The following is a 15,617-nucleotide window of genomic DNA, read 5'->3' as shown; positions in this document are numbered from 1 at the left end:
TGACACTACAATAGGGCTAATGGTTTGAAAAAATCTACCGCTCTTTTTGAAATATTCAAATGCGCAAAAGTGGAATCTATTGATACATTTGGAGCAGCTATTGTTGCCGGAATAAAAGGTATGCCTTTTGTTGAAGCTTTTTGCAAGCATGAATCATAGTAATATTTGGATGATAACGTTTTACGAGTGTAATTATGTTTAGGATTTACGGTCATTTTATAATCAGAACTCATGCATGAATAATCCGGGGCTGTGGATATTTAATAATTTCTGTGTTTAAGGGTAATTAGAGGTAATTGAGAAAACCTGCTTTCACCTCTGAATTTATTTGGCAAAATACGTTGTTACCTAGTAAGTTAATAGTCAGTTCAAAATGAAACAATTAATTAAAAGTTGTTCTAGAAATCACCTGGTTGCTGAAGACCGGATTAAACTATTGATAACCTGTTAATAATTACCCAATGTTTGAAGTCCCTAGTTACTTTCGCTGGCAGGATCTCCTGGATATCCTCGTTGTCGCTTTCATAATCCATCAGCTCATTTCAATCATACGCGGGACGCGCTCCGTTCAAATGGTTTTGGGCCTGTTTATTCTGTCTATTGTCTATTTTATTGCAAAAATATTCGATCTATCAGCCCTGATGTGGTTGATGCAGACATTTTTGAGTTCTCTGCTCTTAATTGTAATCATTGTTTTCCAGCAGGATATCAGAAGGGCTTTAACTCAAGTCGGTAAATCTCCATTTCAAAAAACAATGGATGTCGCTGACAAAGATCTGGATGAAATAATACGATCGGTTTTCTATCTGTCGAAACGTCGCATTGGAGCCCTTATTGTTATTGAGCGTGAAACAGGGTTGCAGGATTATGTTGAGTCCGGTTTTGATCTGGACTCAAAACTCTGCAAAGAAATGCTAATTTCTATATTTATGCCAGTATCACCGCTGCACGATGGTGGTGTAATTATTCACAAAGGGCGTATACAGTCTGCTGGATGTATCCTGCCCTTGACCCAGAATCCATATATCAATAAACGGTATGGAACCAGGCACAGAGCTGCAATAGGGATCTCTGAAGAGACAGACGCTGTTGTGCTTGTCGTGTCCGAAGAAACACAGGAAATATCTGTTGTGCGCCATGGAGCGTTAACTACGGTAAGTGATGAGATCAGTTTGAGTAACAGCCTGCGAGCAATTTTTATACCGAAGGAAGGGGCCTCCCAGTCATGGAAAAGTTGGTTTTAAAGAAAGTTTCCCGATTCCTTCGTGGAGTGTTTTCTGCCAGAAAATGGCAGGCTATCTGGGCAAAGGACTGGGTGCTGAAGGGCGTATCTTTAGTGCTTGCAACAATGCTGTGGTATTTCGTTGCTGGTGAGGACACCGTCGATAAAAATGTGATGGTTCCTATCGAGATTATTAACCTCCCTAGAGATCTTGTCATTTCAAACCAGTTTAAGAAAGAGATTGAATTGACTGTGAGTGGTCCGCGTTCCGTGATTCAGGATATGGCGAACAAGGGTCTGACTCGACAGATTAATCTTTCAGATGCTATTCCAGGCACTAAGGTCGTACAAAATAGTAATGATGCTATCAAGGTGCCAAACGGTATAACTGTTCTTCGTATTCAGCCGTCTTCAATAATACTTTCACTCGACAAACTCATCCAAAAACAGTTTCAGGTTATGCCGGTTACGACAGGTGATGTCGCTATGGGATTTGTTCTTGAAAAAATGCAAATGAATCCTGATGAGATTACTATAACAGGTCCTGAGACGCTTCTCTCATTTGCCGACGCACTTCTCACCGATATTATTGATATTAACGGGATGAACGAGTCAAGGCAAATTCAGGTTCCGCTTGATCTTGACCCAAGCATTGTCGACCTGATTGGTGAGACATCCGTAACAGCTGACATAGTCATTCGTCCGAAGACGGTAGAGAAAAAAATCAGTGATATGGAGGTTGTGGCATACGTTGGAGGATCCCAGCGAATTGTGACTCCTGCTACTGTTGATGTTATTGCCAATGTCCCGGTATTACTGATGCGAAAGAAAATTGATTTAAAGGAATTGTTGTCAGTTACTGCCATTGCCGGAGATCTAGACGATGATTTCTTAAAAGTTTCTGTAATACCACGGGAAGATACAGAGCTTCCTATAGAAATCCTTTCAGTGGTTCCAGATTCTGTTAAGCTGGTCAGACTTCCGGAATCTCTCAATGAAAATTCAAGAACATCACTAGACGACAACGGAGATGATGAAGAAGTTTTAGACGAACCTACAGAAGACAATCACGAACTCGATCTTCAGGCAATCCGCGAGTCTGTTTCAGTTGTAGATAAAAACGGAATTGTAAAATTACAAGCCATTAAAAAGAAAATAAAGATTGAAGAATAATGCGAAAATTATTTGGAACAGACGGGATAAGGGGTGTAGCAAATATCTATCCAATGACAATCGAAATTGCTATGCAGGTCGGCAGGGCGATTGCCTTTATTGTAAAGGATAAAGCTAAAGGGCACCGAATAGTAATCGGAAAAGATACGAGACTCTCTTGTTATATGCTGGAGAATGCTCTGGCTGCAGGTATCTGCTCAATGGGTGTTGATGTGTTGTTGGTCGGGCCGTTACCGACACCAGGTATTTCTTTTATTACTACGTCCATGCGTGCTGACGCTGGTGTTGTTATTTCAGCCTCCCATAATCCGTTCCAGGATAACGGTATCAAAATATTTTCCAGTGATGGGTTTAAGCTCCCTGATGATGTCGAACTTGATATTGAAGATTTAATTTTCTCCCAGAAAATGGCAGCCCTTCGCCCTGTTGCAGATGAGGTTGGTAAAGCTTCGCGAATTGAAGATGCCAAGGGGAGATATATTGTATTCCTGAAAAATACCTTTCCCAAAAAATACACTCTGGACGGATTCCATATTGTTCTTGATTGCGCGAATGGTGCAACATATGGTGTGGCGCCGCATGTTTTTAAAGAACTGGGTGCCAAGGTGACAACCTTGGGTGTTACCCCGGATGGCACAAATATCAATAAAGATTGTGGTGCACTTCACCCTCTGGTAATGGCTGAGAAGGTGAAGGCGTTAGGCGCAGATCTTGGGTTAGCTTTTGATGGGGATGGTGACAGGTTGATTGTCAGTGATGAAAACGGGCAGATTGTTGATGGTGACCACATCATGGCGATTTGTGCAGAGGAACTCATTAAGCAGCGCAAACTAAAGAAAAAGACCCTTGTTTCAACAACCATGTCAAATATGGGGCTTGAAGTTGCCATGCAGAAGATGGGCGGCAAAATGGTTCGCACCGATGTTGGCGATCGCTATGTTGTTGAAGAGATGCGTAAGCGTGGCTACTCCTTTGGTGGTGAGCAGTCCGGGCATCTGGTGTTTTTAGATCACATCACAACAGGTGATGGTATCCTTGCTGGTCTGCAGTTGCTTGCAATTATGAAAAAGCGCAAAAAAACTCTCTCAGAATTGGCGACTGTCATGGAGAGTTTTCCGCAAGTTCTCAAAAATGTTCGAATGTCCTCGAAAATTCCGGTTGACACAATCCCTGAATTTCCTGAAACTGTAAAGAAGTTAGAGGAAAAACTAGGAAAAAATGGAAGGATACTGGTCAGGCCTTCAGGAACCGAGCCCGTTATCAGGGTAATGATCGAAGGCCAGGATGAGAATGAGATAAACACAATGGCTGATGAGTTATGTGATCTTATAAGAAAGGCCGACCGCAGCTGACCGATATCTCTTTCCTAACGCCTGCTACCGGTTCTTTCCGGTAGCAGCAAAAGAGAGAATCACTTCGTGAAAAAAAACGATAGGGTAGTAGTCACAGTTCTGATTCCTGCGTTTAACGAGGAACACAGCATAGGCAAAACAATTCTGAAAATTCAGGAGCTTCATCCTGACTTTGAAATATTAGTGGTTGATGACGGTTCAACTGACAGTACAATGCAGGTCGCCATGGACGCTGGTGCTAATGTTTGGCCTCACCCCTATAATATAGGTAATGGTGCTGCGATAAAATCAGGTCTACGCACTGCGAAAGGTGATTGGGTCATCATGATGGATGCAGATGGCCAGCATAACCCAGAAGACATCGCATTACTCTTAGAGCATAAAGACAGCTATGATATGGTTGTTGGTGCGCGCACAAAATCTTCAGAAACATCATTGCATAGAGACCTTGCAAACTATTTATATAACCGGATTGCATCGTATGTCACAAATTTCAGGATTCTAGATCTGACATCAGGTTTCAGGTTAGTCCGAAAAGAAACTGTCAGTAACTTCATCTATCTTTTGCCTAACACGTTTTCTTACCCAACTACTTTAACTATGGCTTACTTACGGCTCGGTTACAGTTTGAAATATGTAGGGATTAAAAGTAACAGAAGAGTAGGTAAGAGTAAGATAAAAATCGCTGAAGATGGTATTCGCTTTTTGCTTATAATCTTTAAGATTGCTACGTTATTCTCACCTTTGCGGATGTTCTTACCTGTTAGTATTAGTCTTTTTTTGACAGGAATAGCATATTACATCTTCACTTTTGTCACGCAAGGACGTTTTACAAATATGTCTGCACTATTGGTTAGTACCTCTGTAATTATATTAATGATCGGTCTCGTTTCAGAGCAGATATCACAGATGCGGTATGATCGAGTCAAATAATTACTTATGTTGCTGGCCATGAGCTGTGTATGAAACCTCGAATTCTAGTTTTCACGACGACGTTCCCGCGCTGGGCAAGAGATACTGATCCTCCATTTGTATTCGAATTATGCAAGCGTTTGACTAATGAATTTGAAGTTTATGTTCTCATGCCTCATTATCCAGGAGCAGCATTACATGAGCAATTAGATGAGATTCATGTGAAAAGATTCAGGTATTTTATACCTAAATATGAGAGGCTTGCAGGTTCGATTGGTATCCTTCCAACACTTAAGAGAGACAAACGCTATTATTGTGTTTTGCCTTTTTTTCTTATCTCTGCGTTAATTGCGCTTATAAGGTATTCACGTACACTAAAGCCAGCACTTATCCATGCTCATTGGCTGATTCCACTTGGTTTTTTCACCTATCTGATAAGTGGATTGTACAAGATTCCATATATTGTTACGGCTCATGGCGGGGATGTATTCGGTTTTAAAAATTCTATTTATAAAAAAATACGAAGTTTGATTTGTAAAAGAGCAACTACTGTTACGGCAGTAAGTATTGCTATCAAAAATGAGCTGTTAACTGAACATTGTGACACAAGAAAGATTATCGTTCTGCCTATGGGGGTTGATGATAAGCTTTTCAGCTCAGAGGTAGTTGATGAACAAGGAGTGAATGCTCAACGATTCGAAAGGAAAAAAATTCTTTATGTTGGTAGGCTCACTGAAGTGAAAGGGGTTGTATATTTGATACGTGCAATAGGCGAAGTTCTGGAAAAGTTTCCTGACGTATGTCTGACGATTGTTGGGTCAGGAGAGTTGGACGCTGAATTGCAAGCAGAGGTGACTGCTTTGGGGTTAGATGGCCATATAACTTTTGCCGGAGCAATACCAAATTCCGATCTTCCTAATTATTATAAAAAAGCATGCATTTTTGTAGGACCTTCAATTGAAGCATCAGGGGGGGAACAGGAAGGCTTTGGGCTAACTTTTGTAGAGGCCGCTATGTCGGGCTGTTTATTGGTTGGTAGTAATGTTGGCGGGATTGGAGATATAATTATTGATCATCAAACGGGTCTATTGGTACAGCAGAAAAGTAGTGATGCTATTTCCGAAAGAATTATATATGCACTGTCGAACCAGGCTGCGATGATAAAAATTGCCAGAAAAGGTAGATTACGATGTATCGAGAAGTATAACTGGAACCATATAGCAGAGAGTTATTCTGATATATATAAGCGTGTTGTTGAAAAATAATGTTTGTGTATAGAGAATTGTAGCAACCCAATGGTTCATTGGGACCCAAGCGTACTTGTAGAAGGCATCATAGGTTTGAAGTTATAAAGGTTTCAAGGTGTTTGGCTTGATCATTCCATTCCGGTGGTATGATATCAGGTATGATCTTTTCATTAATCTGATTCAAAAGTTTTTCCGCTAAGTCTCTCTCATCATCAGGTGCATACAGGCAGGCAGGATACTCTAAAAAAAGATCGTGGAGTGCACCTGTATCAGCTGAAACGACTGGAGTTTGACTAGATAGAATTTCATAGGCTTTTTGAGGGAAAGCATAGCGGCCAAATGCATCATCCTTCATACAGATTATCGCTACATCAAGTGCATTAACAAAGTAGTTAACCACGTCATGAGGTAATTCACCTAAATATATAATTCTTGGTGTTGTAGGGATTATTGTGCCATGCAAAGGGCCTGCAAGTACCAAGTAAATATTTGGATTGATCAAGGTTAAAGAAGTAAATGCCTTGAAAAGAGTATCTGTTCCTCTATTTGAGGATAGAGAGCCTGCTGTACCAATGAGAATAGCATTTGGAGGAAGGTTGAATTTCTCACGAGCAACTGAAGTGTCACAGGGTTTAAAAGTGTTTGAAGCTATGGTGCTTTCAAGTGTAAGTGTAGGTACGTTTGGGTGATGCTCATTAATATGTCGTTCTAGAGCTTTTGAAACTGTCGTTATTCCTCCGGATGCTCGTAAACCATTTGTATATCCCCATTTCATAAGCGGCAATTTACTGAGACCGAAGCTTTCAAAATTATCATATAAATCAATAAAAAATGGAATGCTGCTTAACTTAGAGACCAGGTGGGTGATGATGACATGAAAAGCATCTGAACCGCCGATAATTATATCAGGTTTGTTGTTTTTGATTGAAGCCAGTAGCTGTTGTATATATCGGGGTATGTGTTGTCCGAAATGGCCTGCATTATACGAATGCAAACTAAAATTAGGAACTTGGTGACTTTGTGTTTGGTTTGTAAAAGGTATTTCTTGTGTTGTTTTGTAACTGAGGCACGAACAGATGATCTGATGACCAAGCTTTGAAAGTTCATAGGGCAAATAGTAGAGTCGACCATATCTGTCATCGATAACATCATGATTCATGTATTTTCGCTTACACAGGAAGAGTATTTTCATTACTATGTCATCCTCCAGGCGGCCAGCGAATTCCGCTTCGCCCTAAGAGCCCATCAGTAATTCCCTTAGCGAATGCCTGTAATTGTTTAACGCGGTTTTTCTGTATTATCAGGCAAAAACATAATCGGAGAAATGTCCCAGGAAGTGTGTGTGTCCAGAGTTTAGGACCAAAGTGCTTTTTAGCAAGTAATATTCTGTTACGCGTGTCATAATACCTCTTCCAGTCTGAGAGAACCAGTAGGGGGATGTTTGTAAAAAACAGTCTGATTTGTATACGGCTGGGAAGAGGGTGTCTGATTATACTGTTTGGGACTACAATAATGGACGACCCAGCTTTTCGGGCACGTATACAGTATTCCATATCATCACCACTGAGAAAAAAGTCTTTTTCAGGGAGACCAAGTTTTCTCGTAAGTGATGTATGAATATAAAATCCGAGAAAGGGTAGGCAATTCACTTCTGCTAATGAGGATATTTGCCAGTGCTCTTGTATCTCTTTATGGTAACCGGACCTGGCATCTATTAATGAAAAAGGCCAGCAAATTTTGGTGCTTCCATCTGTCTCATCAATGGCCACACTACCATAGATGTTCTCGGGATTTATTGCATTATCAACGAATTTTTCAAGTGCATCCGTATTTGGCAAAGCATCATCAATACTTGAAGCATACTTAATGCCTGCGTGAAATCCTCCGGAGCCACCGACATTCTTTTTTAGGGTAATAGTGGTGATGTTGCTATTATTATCACTGATATCGTTGAGGTATATTGGGGTGTTATCCGTTGATGCGTTGTCAATGATTATGATAGCGTGGGGTTGATACGTTTGTTGTTGAATGGCTTCAATGCACCGCCGCAATAGTATCTCTCTGTTATATGTAACTACTATTGCAAATGTCTTCATGTTCGTCACAGTTTGATATCACCTTTTGTTTTCAATAAGAGGACGTAGTTTGGTTTCGAACAACTCGAGGGCATTTGCTATTGTCTGATGCATATCGAGATATTTATATTCTCCCAGCCTGCCACTAAAAAAGACGTTTGGGTATTTTTTCGTTTCATGATGATATTTCATGAGTAAAGCCTGGTTTTTTGAATCATTAATTGGATAATAGGGTTCGGTGCCATCATCCATTTCGGAGTACTCACGAATGATTAGAGTTTTATCTTTTGTATAGTCACGCTCTGGATGAAGGTGTCGTGGTTCATGAATTCTCGTGAAGGGGATATTTGCCTCAGCGTAGTTCATTACAGAGGTACCCTGATAGTCTTCGACGTTGATTGCTTCTTTTTCAAATTTAAGTGTTCTCCATTCAAGTTTTCCAAATTTGTAGTCGAAGAAACGATCAATGGGACCACTGTAAATTATGATAGATTCCTCTGCTATTTTATCACGGATATCGAAGAAATCAGTATTCAGCAGTAGATGGATTTTGGGGTTCTCCAACATCTTTTCAAAAATTGCAGTGTACCCTTGCTCAGGAACTCCCTGCCATTTGTCATGGAAGTAACTTTCGTTGTAATTTTTCCTGAATGGTAGACGTTTGAGAATAGAAGCAGGCAGATCTTGAGGGTGTTTTTGCCATTGTTTGATAGTATACCCTTTTATAAATGCCTCATAAAGAGGTCTGCCAATAAGGGATATTGCCTTCTCTTCAAAATTGGTCGGATTTGTGATGTTATCCTTTGCAATTTCAGAAGATAAATAATCGTCTACTTCAAATGGCTTAAGGTTGAGATTGTAAAAAGAGTTGATGGTTTCCAGATTTATAGGCATCTGGTAGACCTTGTCTTTATAGGTTGTCAGTACTTGGTGAAAATAGCTGTTGAAATCTGTGAACTGTGAAATATATTCCCAGACTTTTGTATTGGAGGTATGAAAAATATGGGTACCATATGCATGGTACTCGATACCGGTATCTGAATCATATTCTGAATAACAGTTTCCACCTATATGATTACGACGTTCTACCACTGAAACCTTAACGTTACAGGTAGTAGCTAACCGCTCTGCTATAGTCGAACCAAAAAATCCTGCACCAACAACGAGGAATGAGGGATATGCTGTTTTCATTGTCATTGTTTGATAATCCTCTGGTCAGGCAAATTGAAAGTGTGTGGTATATACGTGGAGTCTGTAACAATATAACCTATAATCCCCATAAGGTATGTCGACGCCCCTTTTTACCAAGCAGACCATCTAGCATACCAGCAAAAAATGCCTTTGTTTGAAGTCCTCTATTTTTTTCATATATCAGTGACCCGATATAGCGCACAATAGACCCAGGTATTGTTTTTAAATAGAATCCGATGCCAAAATGTTTTTTGGAGAGAAGTAATCTGTTTCTGACATCATAGTATCGCTTCCATGGAGAAAGTTTGAGGCACGAGAGTTTCTTTACCAGCAGATTTAAATCGTACATTTCTGCTGCTGGGTGGTGCAACTTGCTCGATCCTACGACAAAGACTTTAAAACCAGCTTTTTGGGTTCTCAGGCAAAATTCAACATCATCCGCAGCGAGAAAATATTCTTCATCCGGAAGACCAATATGTTCAACGAGTTTTTTGCTTATCATCATACCAAGAAAAGGTAGAAACTGAACCTCTGCAACGACAGGAACATCTGAAGTATAATGGAGTTCTTTCTTTTCTTTTTGTTGATCATCAAGATGGGTCAGTCTCCATGACAAGGCATGACCATCAACAGCCAAAGAGCCATAAAGATGGCTATCATCAGAAGCATGTTCAAGCAAGTTTTGAAGAGCATCATTAGCGGGTATGGCATCGTCATCCATGATCCAAATAAAATCGGCGCCTGAGTCGATAGCGTATTGGATGCCTCGACTAAATCCACCTGCACCTCCGAGGTTATCGGATAATCTCAGAAGTTCTATTTTGTCGCTGGAAGACCAGCCTTCAGATTGGAGCATTTCGTTTGTCCCGTCGGTGGATGCGTTATCGACAATCAGTATTTGATCCGGTGGACGGCTTTGATTCAGGATTGCCTTGATGCACCGGTTCAAGAGTTCCTTCCTGTTATATGTAACTATAACGGTATAGATACGTTTGTTATTGATGCTCATATTCGTGTTAGTCCTGATTTGCTGGTAAAAAAAGTGCGTTAGACAAGTAATAGATGGGAATTAACCCAATAGTGGTCAGAGGCGTCGTCTGTAATCCCAACCGGTCAGGTTACGTTTAGTCTCACGCAGTAAAGTCGAAACCTTCCTCGGGAATGCCAGGATGAGTTCTGCGAGTAACGGGTTTGCATGTTTGAGCCAGGCATTTTCAAAAATGGCATGATCCGGTCGACTGTCAGGTGCGATTCTCAGGGTTCGATGAGCTACTTTGGTCCAGTATATCATGTCATAGGGGAAGCGCCAATGGATGTAGTTCCATAGAAGGCTGGATAATGTCTCTAAACGCTCAGTCGTTAGACGCTGATTTTTATCCAGCTTTTCATACAGATCAAAAAGGGCGTTAATTATTTGTATAGGTTTGTCGTTTCTTGGTTTAACGGTTGAAAGACGGTCTCCTTCGTGTTGAAACCAAACTCCTACCGGTTTTGGGAAATGAACCCATTTCCACTCCCTTTGTTTGGCAAGATCAATCATCCACATCAGGTCCTGTGCTCTAGGCAGGTCTTCGCGCCATTTTGCTCCGGTCGTTATTAATGTCTCACGCCTGAACAGGTTTCCAACTGGTAACCTGAATCCGCTTAAGGTGAGTACTGCTGATACAAAATCCTGTGTTTCTGGGAAAGAGAGTATACCAAGGGAAGACAGGTCAGAGTCAACATTTTCGATGAGACCAGAACATATTTCTGCGCCAGTTTGTTCGAGAAGTTGAATTTGCTTATCAGCGTTTCCAGCTATGAGATAGTCGTCATCATCGAGAAAACGAATATAGGTTCCTGTTGCTTGTTTAAGACCAATATTTCTTGCAACATTAGCATGTGCTATCGAAATAGGATAAACGTGGATACTTGGTATATCTCTGTATTTCTCAAGAGGTCCACGCCAGGAATCGTCAGGACCATTAGGAATAACTAGTACTTCAACGTCATATGATGCCATATCGCAAAGTGCACTATCTACTGCCCTGTTGAGATAACTCGGACGGCCATAGGTTGGAATAATTACACTGAGTAATGGGTTTGGCATTGTTTGATTACGTCATCTGTTTTAAATATCTACTGTCAAGATAATGGGTACATTTTTGAAGGCAGAATTTTTTTTGCACAAAGGATCTTGCTGCAAGAGACATGTGATGCGCAATTTTGTCATCAGATAGAATTGTCTGCAGTGCCAATGACATTTCGCCAACATTACCCTCCTGAAATTTAAAGCCTGTGATACCCTGAACAATTCCTTCTTCAGACCCACCCCTTGCAGAAGACACCACAGGGACGCCACTTGCCTGTGCTTCTAGAAGAACCATTCCAAATCCCTCAGAATCACCATTTTTTGCGGTAATACTCGGGAGACAAAGGACTCGTGCCTGGTTCAATTCGTTTTTTATCATGGCAGGAGATAACGCACCCTTGAATGTGATGTTATTAATCTTCAGGTGTTCAACCTGATTTTGGAGTTCGGTCTTGAGTTCACCATCTCCCACGATTATGAGTTCTACATCTGAGAATGATTGATTAAGTTGATAGATTGATTCTATGAGTAAGGATATTCCCTTTTTTTCGACGAGGCGCCCGATAAAGAGAATTCTCTTTTTCCGTTTAGGTATTGGTAAATCTCCTGGAGTAAATTGTTCTGTATCAACGCCGATATAATGAGTTTTAATTTTATTCTCAGGGATACCGAAATCCTGAGCACGTAATTTAATGGCCTCGGATACAGCAATAAACATTACAGTTGGTTGGCCTGCCAGGTTCAGTAATTGTTGGGGATAGGTTACTCTTCTTCTTCCGCCATGGCCAGACTCCCACCAATTTTTGTGGATGGTTATATCAAATCCGTGAAGAGTCACAAAAAAAGGCAATCCAAGGCGTTCTGCATAAGGCCAGAAGTCTACAGCGGATGTTCCGAAGTGGGCGTGAATAACATTGGCATATAAAAGTCTCATGCGTCTCATAACGAATGGGTCCGGGAAGCGAATTTTTCTAAATATTCTAAATACAAGTTCGCGCCAGTAAGGGGTATGGTCTGCAAGCATTACTTCATGATTGAGGTCCTTAAGTGAAAGGCCGTCAGGGGCATATCTCTCGCCGATCAGTACAGGATTCCAACCGTGTAATGATAAGATCTGCTGTTTGATAAATGTCTCAGAGTATGGAAGGAGATTGCTTGAGTAAATAAGCAGTTTCCTTCCTGACGCTGAGTGAGATGATCTGTTTTTATACACGTTCATTATGTTAATCGGGTCAGAGATAACTTGAAATTCATGAAGGATGAATTCATATTGAACAGACTATGTAAGTGATAGCAATCGTTTGTAGTATCTATAAGTATTTCTTAAAAGCGAAGTGATCATTTGCGAGTTCGAGGCCTTTTTATTAGGTTCTTGATCAAATATATGGCAGAGCGAATAAATTGCAGTTGGGTGAATATTCGCCAAGCGTTTGAGAGATTCACTTATGTGATCAGAAAAATAGTCCAGTGTGCTTACGTTATTGATACGATAGGTGTCAAAACTCAGTTGCTTTGAGTAAAGTGTGTCGACCATAGCTTTCAGGGGTTGGTCATTATCTGTGTATTGCTCTAAGCATATGACATAGGATCGTATCATATAAGCAAAGGCTGCAGCTCTATCTTCGGAAGCCGTGGCACTCTTATTATGCTGACGATAAAAATAGAGCATATCTTTTAATAAGCAAATCCGGCTTGCGGTCTTGAAAGCACCGAAATTTACAAGGTAATCCTCATTGATTACAACGTCTTCGCTGAAATCGTTTGTTATGTAGGGTTCAATTATTTGTCGGCGATACAACTTGTTACAAAGTGATCCTGTCCCAAACCGGAGGTTTGAGAATTTCGACAATATACTTTTCTCGATAATATCATCTTTTTGAAACCGGACCTTAAATTTACCTGGTATAGAATCTTCGGAACAAAATTGAACACCGCAGATAACGATGTCTCCATTTATGCTCATAAGTGCTGAAATCATTTTTTCAATTGCCTGAGGATGTAACCAATCGTCAGCGTCAACAAAACCTAAAAAATCACCATGTGCTTTTTTTACGCCATGAATTCGTGCGTGGTGGACTCCGCTATTATTTTGAAGGCGTTCAAGTTTTACTCTCTTATCTTTGGTTTGAAATGTGTTCACTATGAGACACGAATTATCTGTTGAGCAATCATCGACAACCACTATTTCGATATTCTCATATGTCTGATTGATAAGAGAGTTTAAGGTTTCAGAAATAAAGACCTCACCCTGATATACAGGAATGACAATTGATATAAGAGGACTTGGTAGTATGGAGTTATTGAAAGCCAAGTTTTTGATACCTTCAGCTAGAAGCCATATTTATGATTTTATAATGTATGTGATTGCTATTAATAATACATCAAGCTAGTTGACATCGGCAGTTTTTTTTGGGCAATACGTACAAGTAATAAAGCACAGCTACTTAAGTCTCCAGTACAAAATAAATAATAATCACAAAACCCTAGATATCCTGCATATTTCATTTCATGAATACAATGGCTATACCGAGCAGTTCACTCCTGGCACACATGTTGTTTGGTAACAATGATGTTGAAGAAAAAAGGTGTTTCAGTATATTTCCCTTGTAAAAACGTAGGTGTATGCGACTATTGACTGTGCTGAAGTAGGTTGTGAATTTAAAGAACGGTATTAACAGCAAGGTGCAGTACTGGAAGTTATTTTCAGGGGCCAGATGCTGATTTTCTTAAAACATATAACTGGACCGATGACGGACACACTTGAGCTAATGCTCATCGCAATTTGAATTAAGTAAATTTTTAATTTGTTTTTTGATTGCCCACAACAACTTACGTCTGAAAAAAATATGAACATCAGCATCTGAAAAGTAAAATCTTGCAGCTCTGTATGTTTCTAAAACACGCCTTACAATATTTAATTCAGAGACTCCACCATGTTGAATTTTCGCAATTAGCTCAGCTGTATATTCAAACTGATATCCTTTATTGTTTGCCCACAATATAAACTCATGATCTGCTGAAATTTTATAGGTAGTGTCAAATTGCCTATTTTTAAATAATGATCTCTTAAAAAAAGCTGCTTGGTGGCAAAATGGCATTTCGGACCAAATCGGTCCGCGAGTATCTCTGGGATTTAGCTCTCTTCCAACTCGATTCTCAACCCGACCATGATATATATCAGTATTAGAACCTGGTTTGACATTACATAGAACGTTATGGTCACTAAACGAATCTCCAGCATTTAAAAATACAAGCCATTCTCCAGAGGACGACTTTATACCTTGGTTCATAGCAGAGTAAATGCCAGTATTTTCGTCTTTTTCTATTATATCAATAATGTTTTTATATTCATTTAAGACTAATTCTGTATTGTCAATTGAGTTTCCATCCACAACAATACATTCAAAATCCTCACAAGATTGAGTTTGAATACTACGCAAAGTCCGATTTAATCCATTCGCATTGTTTTTTGTGACAGTAATTATTGAAACTTTTTTCGGCATCTCAATGATCAAAGCTTATTTAATGTTTTCGTTGTGATGTCCATATACCCCTTATTTATGCTTGAACTGCTGCAAAGAAAAAAAGGTGACTGTTATGAAAAGACATTTTTGATTTCATGTAAATGGATATAATTAAGATGAGTGGATGATTTCGCCTTTGTTTATGGGTATTTACCCGTATACTAAGTCCGGTTCATTTAAGGTCGAATTTTGGACAGAAATCTTACGTCTTTGCGCGAGGTAATATGAAAGAGCTCAAATTTATCGTGTTCATAACCGACGGGTTGGTTCATTATTCATTTAATATGAGTAAGTTATCTTTTTACTTTGAGATCCTTAGTAGTTTTTTGACTATTGAATACGGGGCTGCTAAAGGTTGGTTACCAATGTATGCCTCGAAAATAATCTCTTGACATTCTTTAAGTTTCAAAGTGAATCAGCATTCCTGAGTTGATTAAACGAATTTACATCTGATTCGGTGGAGCGTAGAACTCACAAGTAGTTTAACAAGATACAGAATAGTGAGTATTTTGATGTGCAAGTGTGATTCTATGATTCATGTAAACAGGTTATACCATGGTTTTTTGTTCTGTTATTTAGATATTGTATGCTTAAAAGACATTACCTGTCAAATTCAGCAGGAAGGACTGGCGCTACCTAGTCCGAATGTCTCACGTGGTTGCTGATTTCATAATCGAGGCCCCAAGGGCGAGCTGTAAAAATTTACAGCAAGGTTTTGATATTGAGGTGTATGAGATCAGCAACCGCACCCGAAGGGGGGAATACCATTCACTCTTCACGGGTAGAAAGTGTTACCAAAAAGTCTGAGACTCAAAATGATACTATTATAATGATATCTTGAAGCATTAAT

14 protein-coding genes are annotated in these 15,617 nt (G+C 39.8%); 5 read left to right on the top strand and 9 right to left on the bottom strand.

Features of this window, described 5'->3' with window-relative positions; genetic code table 11:
* Positions 1-5: 5 nt before the first annotated feature.
* Positions 6-233, bottom strand: a complete 228-nt coding sequence (locus FCL46_RS12450) for a hypothetical protein (RefSeq protein ID WP_136808448.1) — start codon at positions 231-233, stop codon at positions 6-8.
* Between the two features lie 228 nt (positions 234-461).
* On the opposite strand from FCL46_RS12450, the gene cdaA reads away from it, so the two are divergent.
* The 5 genes from cdaA to FCL46_RS12425 all read left to right on the top strand — a co-directional run bounded on the left by cdaA (position 462) and on the right by FCL46_RS12425 (position 5,924).
* The gene (cdaA, locus tag FCL46_RS12445) at positions 462-1,244 is read left to right on the top strand and encodes a diadenylate cyclase CdaA (protein ID WP_136808447.1); all 783 of its coding nucleotides are present in this window, start codon (positions 462-464) and stop codon (positions 1,242-1,244) included.
* Positions 1,226-2,395, top strand: a complete 1,170-nt coding sequence (locus tag FCL46_RS12440) for a CdaR family protein (RefSeq protein WP_136808446.1) — start codon at positions 1,226-1,228, stop codon at positions 2,393-2,395. The genes cdaA and FCL46_RS12440 overlap by 19 nt, the downstream gene beginning before the upstream one ends.
* A complete protein-coding gene (gene glmM, locus FCL46_RS12435; protein ID WP_136808445.1) occupies positions 2,395-3,747 on the top strand; it encodes a phosphoglucosamine mutase in 1,353 nt (450 codons plus the stop codon). The genes FCL46_RS12440 and glmM overlap by 1 nt, the downstream gene beginning before the upstream one ends.
* A 66-nt stretch (positions 3,748-3,813) precedes the next feature.
* Complete coding sequence (locus FCL46_RS12430) at positions 3,814-4,680, top strand: glycosyltransferase family 2 protein (RefSeq protein ID WP_136808444.1); 867 nt, start codon at positions 3,814-3,816, stop codon at positions 4,678-4,680.
* Between the two features lie 29 nt (positions 4,681-4,709).
* Positions 4,710-5,924 (top strand): glycosyltransferase, encoded by a 1,215-nt coding sequence (locus FCL46_RS12425; protein WP_136808443.1) that lies wholly within the window; start codon positions 4,710-4,712, stop codon positions 5,922-5,924.
* A gap of 67 nt (positions 5,925-5,991) precedes the next feature.
* Here the strand turns inward: FCL46_RS12425 and FCL46_RS12420 are convergent, their stop codons facing one another.
* From FCL46_RS12420 to FCL46_RS12385, 8 genes are all read right to left on the bottom strand, one after another.
* A complete protein-coding gene (locus tag FCL46_RS12420) occupies positions 5,992-7,098 on the bottom strand; it encodes a glycosyltransferase family 4 protein (protein ID WP_136808442.1) in 1,107 nt (368 codons plus the stop codon).
* A 7-nt stretch (positions 7,099-7,105) separates the two neighbouring features.
* Positions 7,106-8,002 (bottom strand): glycosyltransferase, encoded by an 897-nt coding sequence (locus tag FCL46_RS12415; RefSeq protein ID WP_136808441.1) that lies wholly within the window; start codon positions 8,000-8,002, stop codon positions 7,106-7,108.
* An 18-nt stretch (positions 8,003-8,020) separates the two neighbouring features.
* On the bottom strand, positions 8,021-9,172 hold the full coding sequence (glf, locus tag FCL46_RS12410; protein WP_136808521.1) for a UDP-galactopyranose mutase: 1,152 nt from the start codon (positions 9,170-9,172) through the stop codon (positions 8,021-8,023).
* 76 nt (positions 9,173-9,248) lie between these two features.
* On the bottom strand, positions 9,249-10,181 hold the full coding sequence (locus FCL46_RS12405) for a glycosyltransferase family 2 protein (protein ID WP_136808440.1): 933 nt from the start codon (positions 10,179-10,181) through the stop codon (positions 9,249-9,251).
* A 75-nt stretch (positions 10,182-10,256) separates the two neighbouring features.
* Positions 10,257-11,261: a glycosyltransferase family 2 protein gene (locus tag FCL46_RS12400; protein ID WP_136808439.1), complete on the bottom strand. Its 1,005-nt coding sequence runs from the start codon at positions 11,259-11,261 to the stop codon at positions 10,257-10,259.
* A 7-nt stretch (positions 11,262-11,268) separates the two neighbouring features.
* On the bottom strand, positions 11,269-12,462 hold the full coding sequence (locus FCL46_RS12395; RefSeq protein WP_136808438.1) for a glycosyltransferase: 1,194 nt from the start codon (positions 12,460-12,462) through the stop codon (positions 11,269-11,271).
* A gap of 60 nt (positions 12,463-12,522) precedes the next feature.
* Positions 12,523-13,554: a glycosyltransferase family 2 protein gene (locus FCL46_RS12390; protein ID WP_167505931.1), complete on the bottom strand. Its 1,032-nt coding sequence runs from the start codon at positions 13,552-13,554 to the stop codon at positions 12,523-12,525.
* Positions 13,555-14,008: 454 nt separating this feature from the next.
* Complete coding sequence (locus FCL46_RS12385) at positions 14,009-14,746, bottom strand: glycosyltransferase (protein ID WP_136808436.1); 738 nt, start codon at positions 14,744-14,746, stop codon at positions 14,009-14,011.
* Between the last annotated feature and the right edge of the window lie 871 nt (positions 14,747-15,617).

This window comes from Desulfosediminicola flagellatus (assembly GCF_005116655.2).
GTDB lineage: Bacteria > Desulfobacterota > Desulfobulbia > Desulfobulbales > Desulfocapsaceae > Desulfopila > Desulfopila flagellata.
This window is presented reverse-complemented; position numbering and strand designations above follow the sequence as displayed.

What these genes read in the sequence shown, in the direction of transcription:
- glf (WP_136808521.1), bottom strand. Translation starts at nt 9,172, where the DNA reads ATGAAAACAGCATATCCCTCATTCCTCGTTGTTGGTGCAGGATTTTTT.
- FCL46_RS12450 (WP_136808448.1), bottom strand. Translation starts at nt 233, where the DNA reads ATGAGTTCTGATTATAAAATGACCGTAAATCCTAAACATAATTACACT.
- FCL46_RS12385 (WP_136808436.1), bottom strand. Translation starts at nt 14,746, where the DNA reads ATGCCGAAAAAAGTTTCAATAATTACTGTCACAAAAAACAATGCGAAT.
- FCL46_RS12420 (WP_136808442.1), bottom strand. Translation starts at nt 7,098, where the DNA reads ATGAAAATACTCTTCCTGTGTAAGCGAAAATACATGAATCATGATGTT.
- FCL46_RS12440 (WP_136808446.1), top strand. Translation starts at nt 1,226, where the DNA reads ATGGAAAAGTTGGTTTTAAAGAAAGTTTCCCGATTCCTTCGTGGAGTG.
- FCL46_RS12405 (WP_136808440.1), bottom strand. Translation starts at nt 10,181, where the DNA reads ATGAGCATCAATAACAAACGTATCTATACCGTTATAGTTACATATAAC.
- FCL46_RS12415 (WP_136808441.1), bottom strand. Translation starts at nt 8,002, where the DNA reads ATGAAGACATTTGCAATAGTAGTTACATATAACAGAGAGATACTATTG.
- glmM (WP_136808445.1), top strand. Translation starts at nt 2,395, where the DNA reads ATGCGAAAATTATTTGGAACAGACGGGATAAGGGGTGTAGCAAATATC.
- FCL46_RS12395 (WP_136808438.1), bottom strand. Translation starts at nt 12,462, where the DNA reads ATGAACGTGTATAAAAACAGATCATCTCACTCAGCGTCAGGAAGGAAA.
- FCL46_RS12425 (WP_136808443.1), top strand. Translation starts at nt 4,710, where the DNA reads ATGAAACCTCGAATTCTAGTTTTCACGACGACGTTCCCGCGCTGGGCA.
- FCL46_RS12400 (WP_136808439.1), bottom strand. Translation starts at nt 11,261, where the DNA reads ATGCCAAACCCATTACTCAGTGTAATTATTCCAACCTATGGCCGTCCG.
- cdaA (WP_136808447.1), top strand. Translation starts at nt 462, where the DNA reads ATGTTTGAAGTCCCTAGTTACTTTCGCTGGCAGGATCTCCTGGATATC.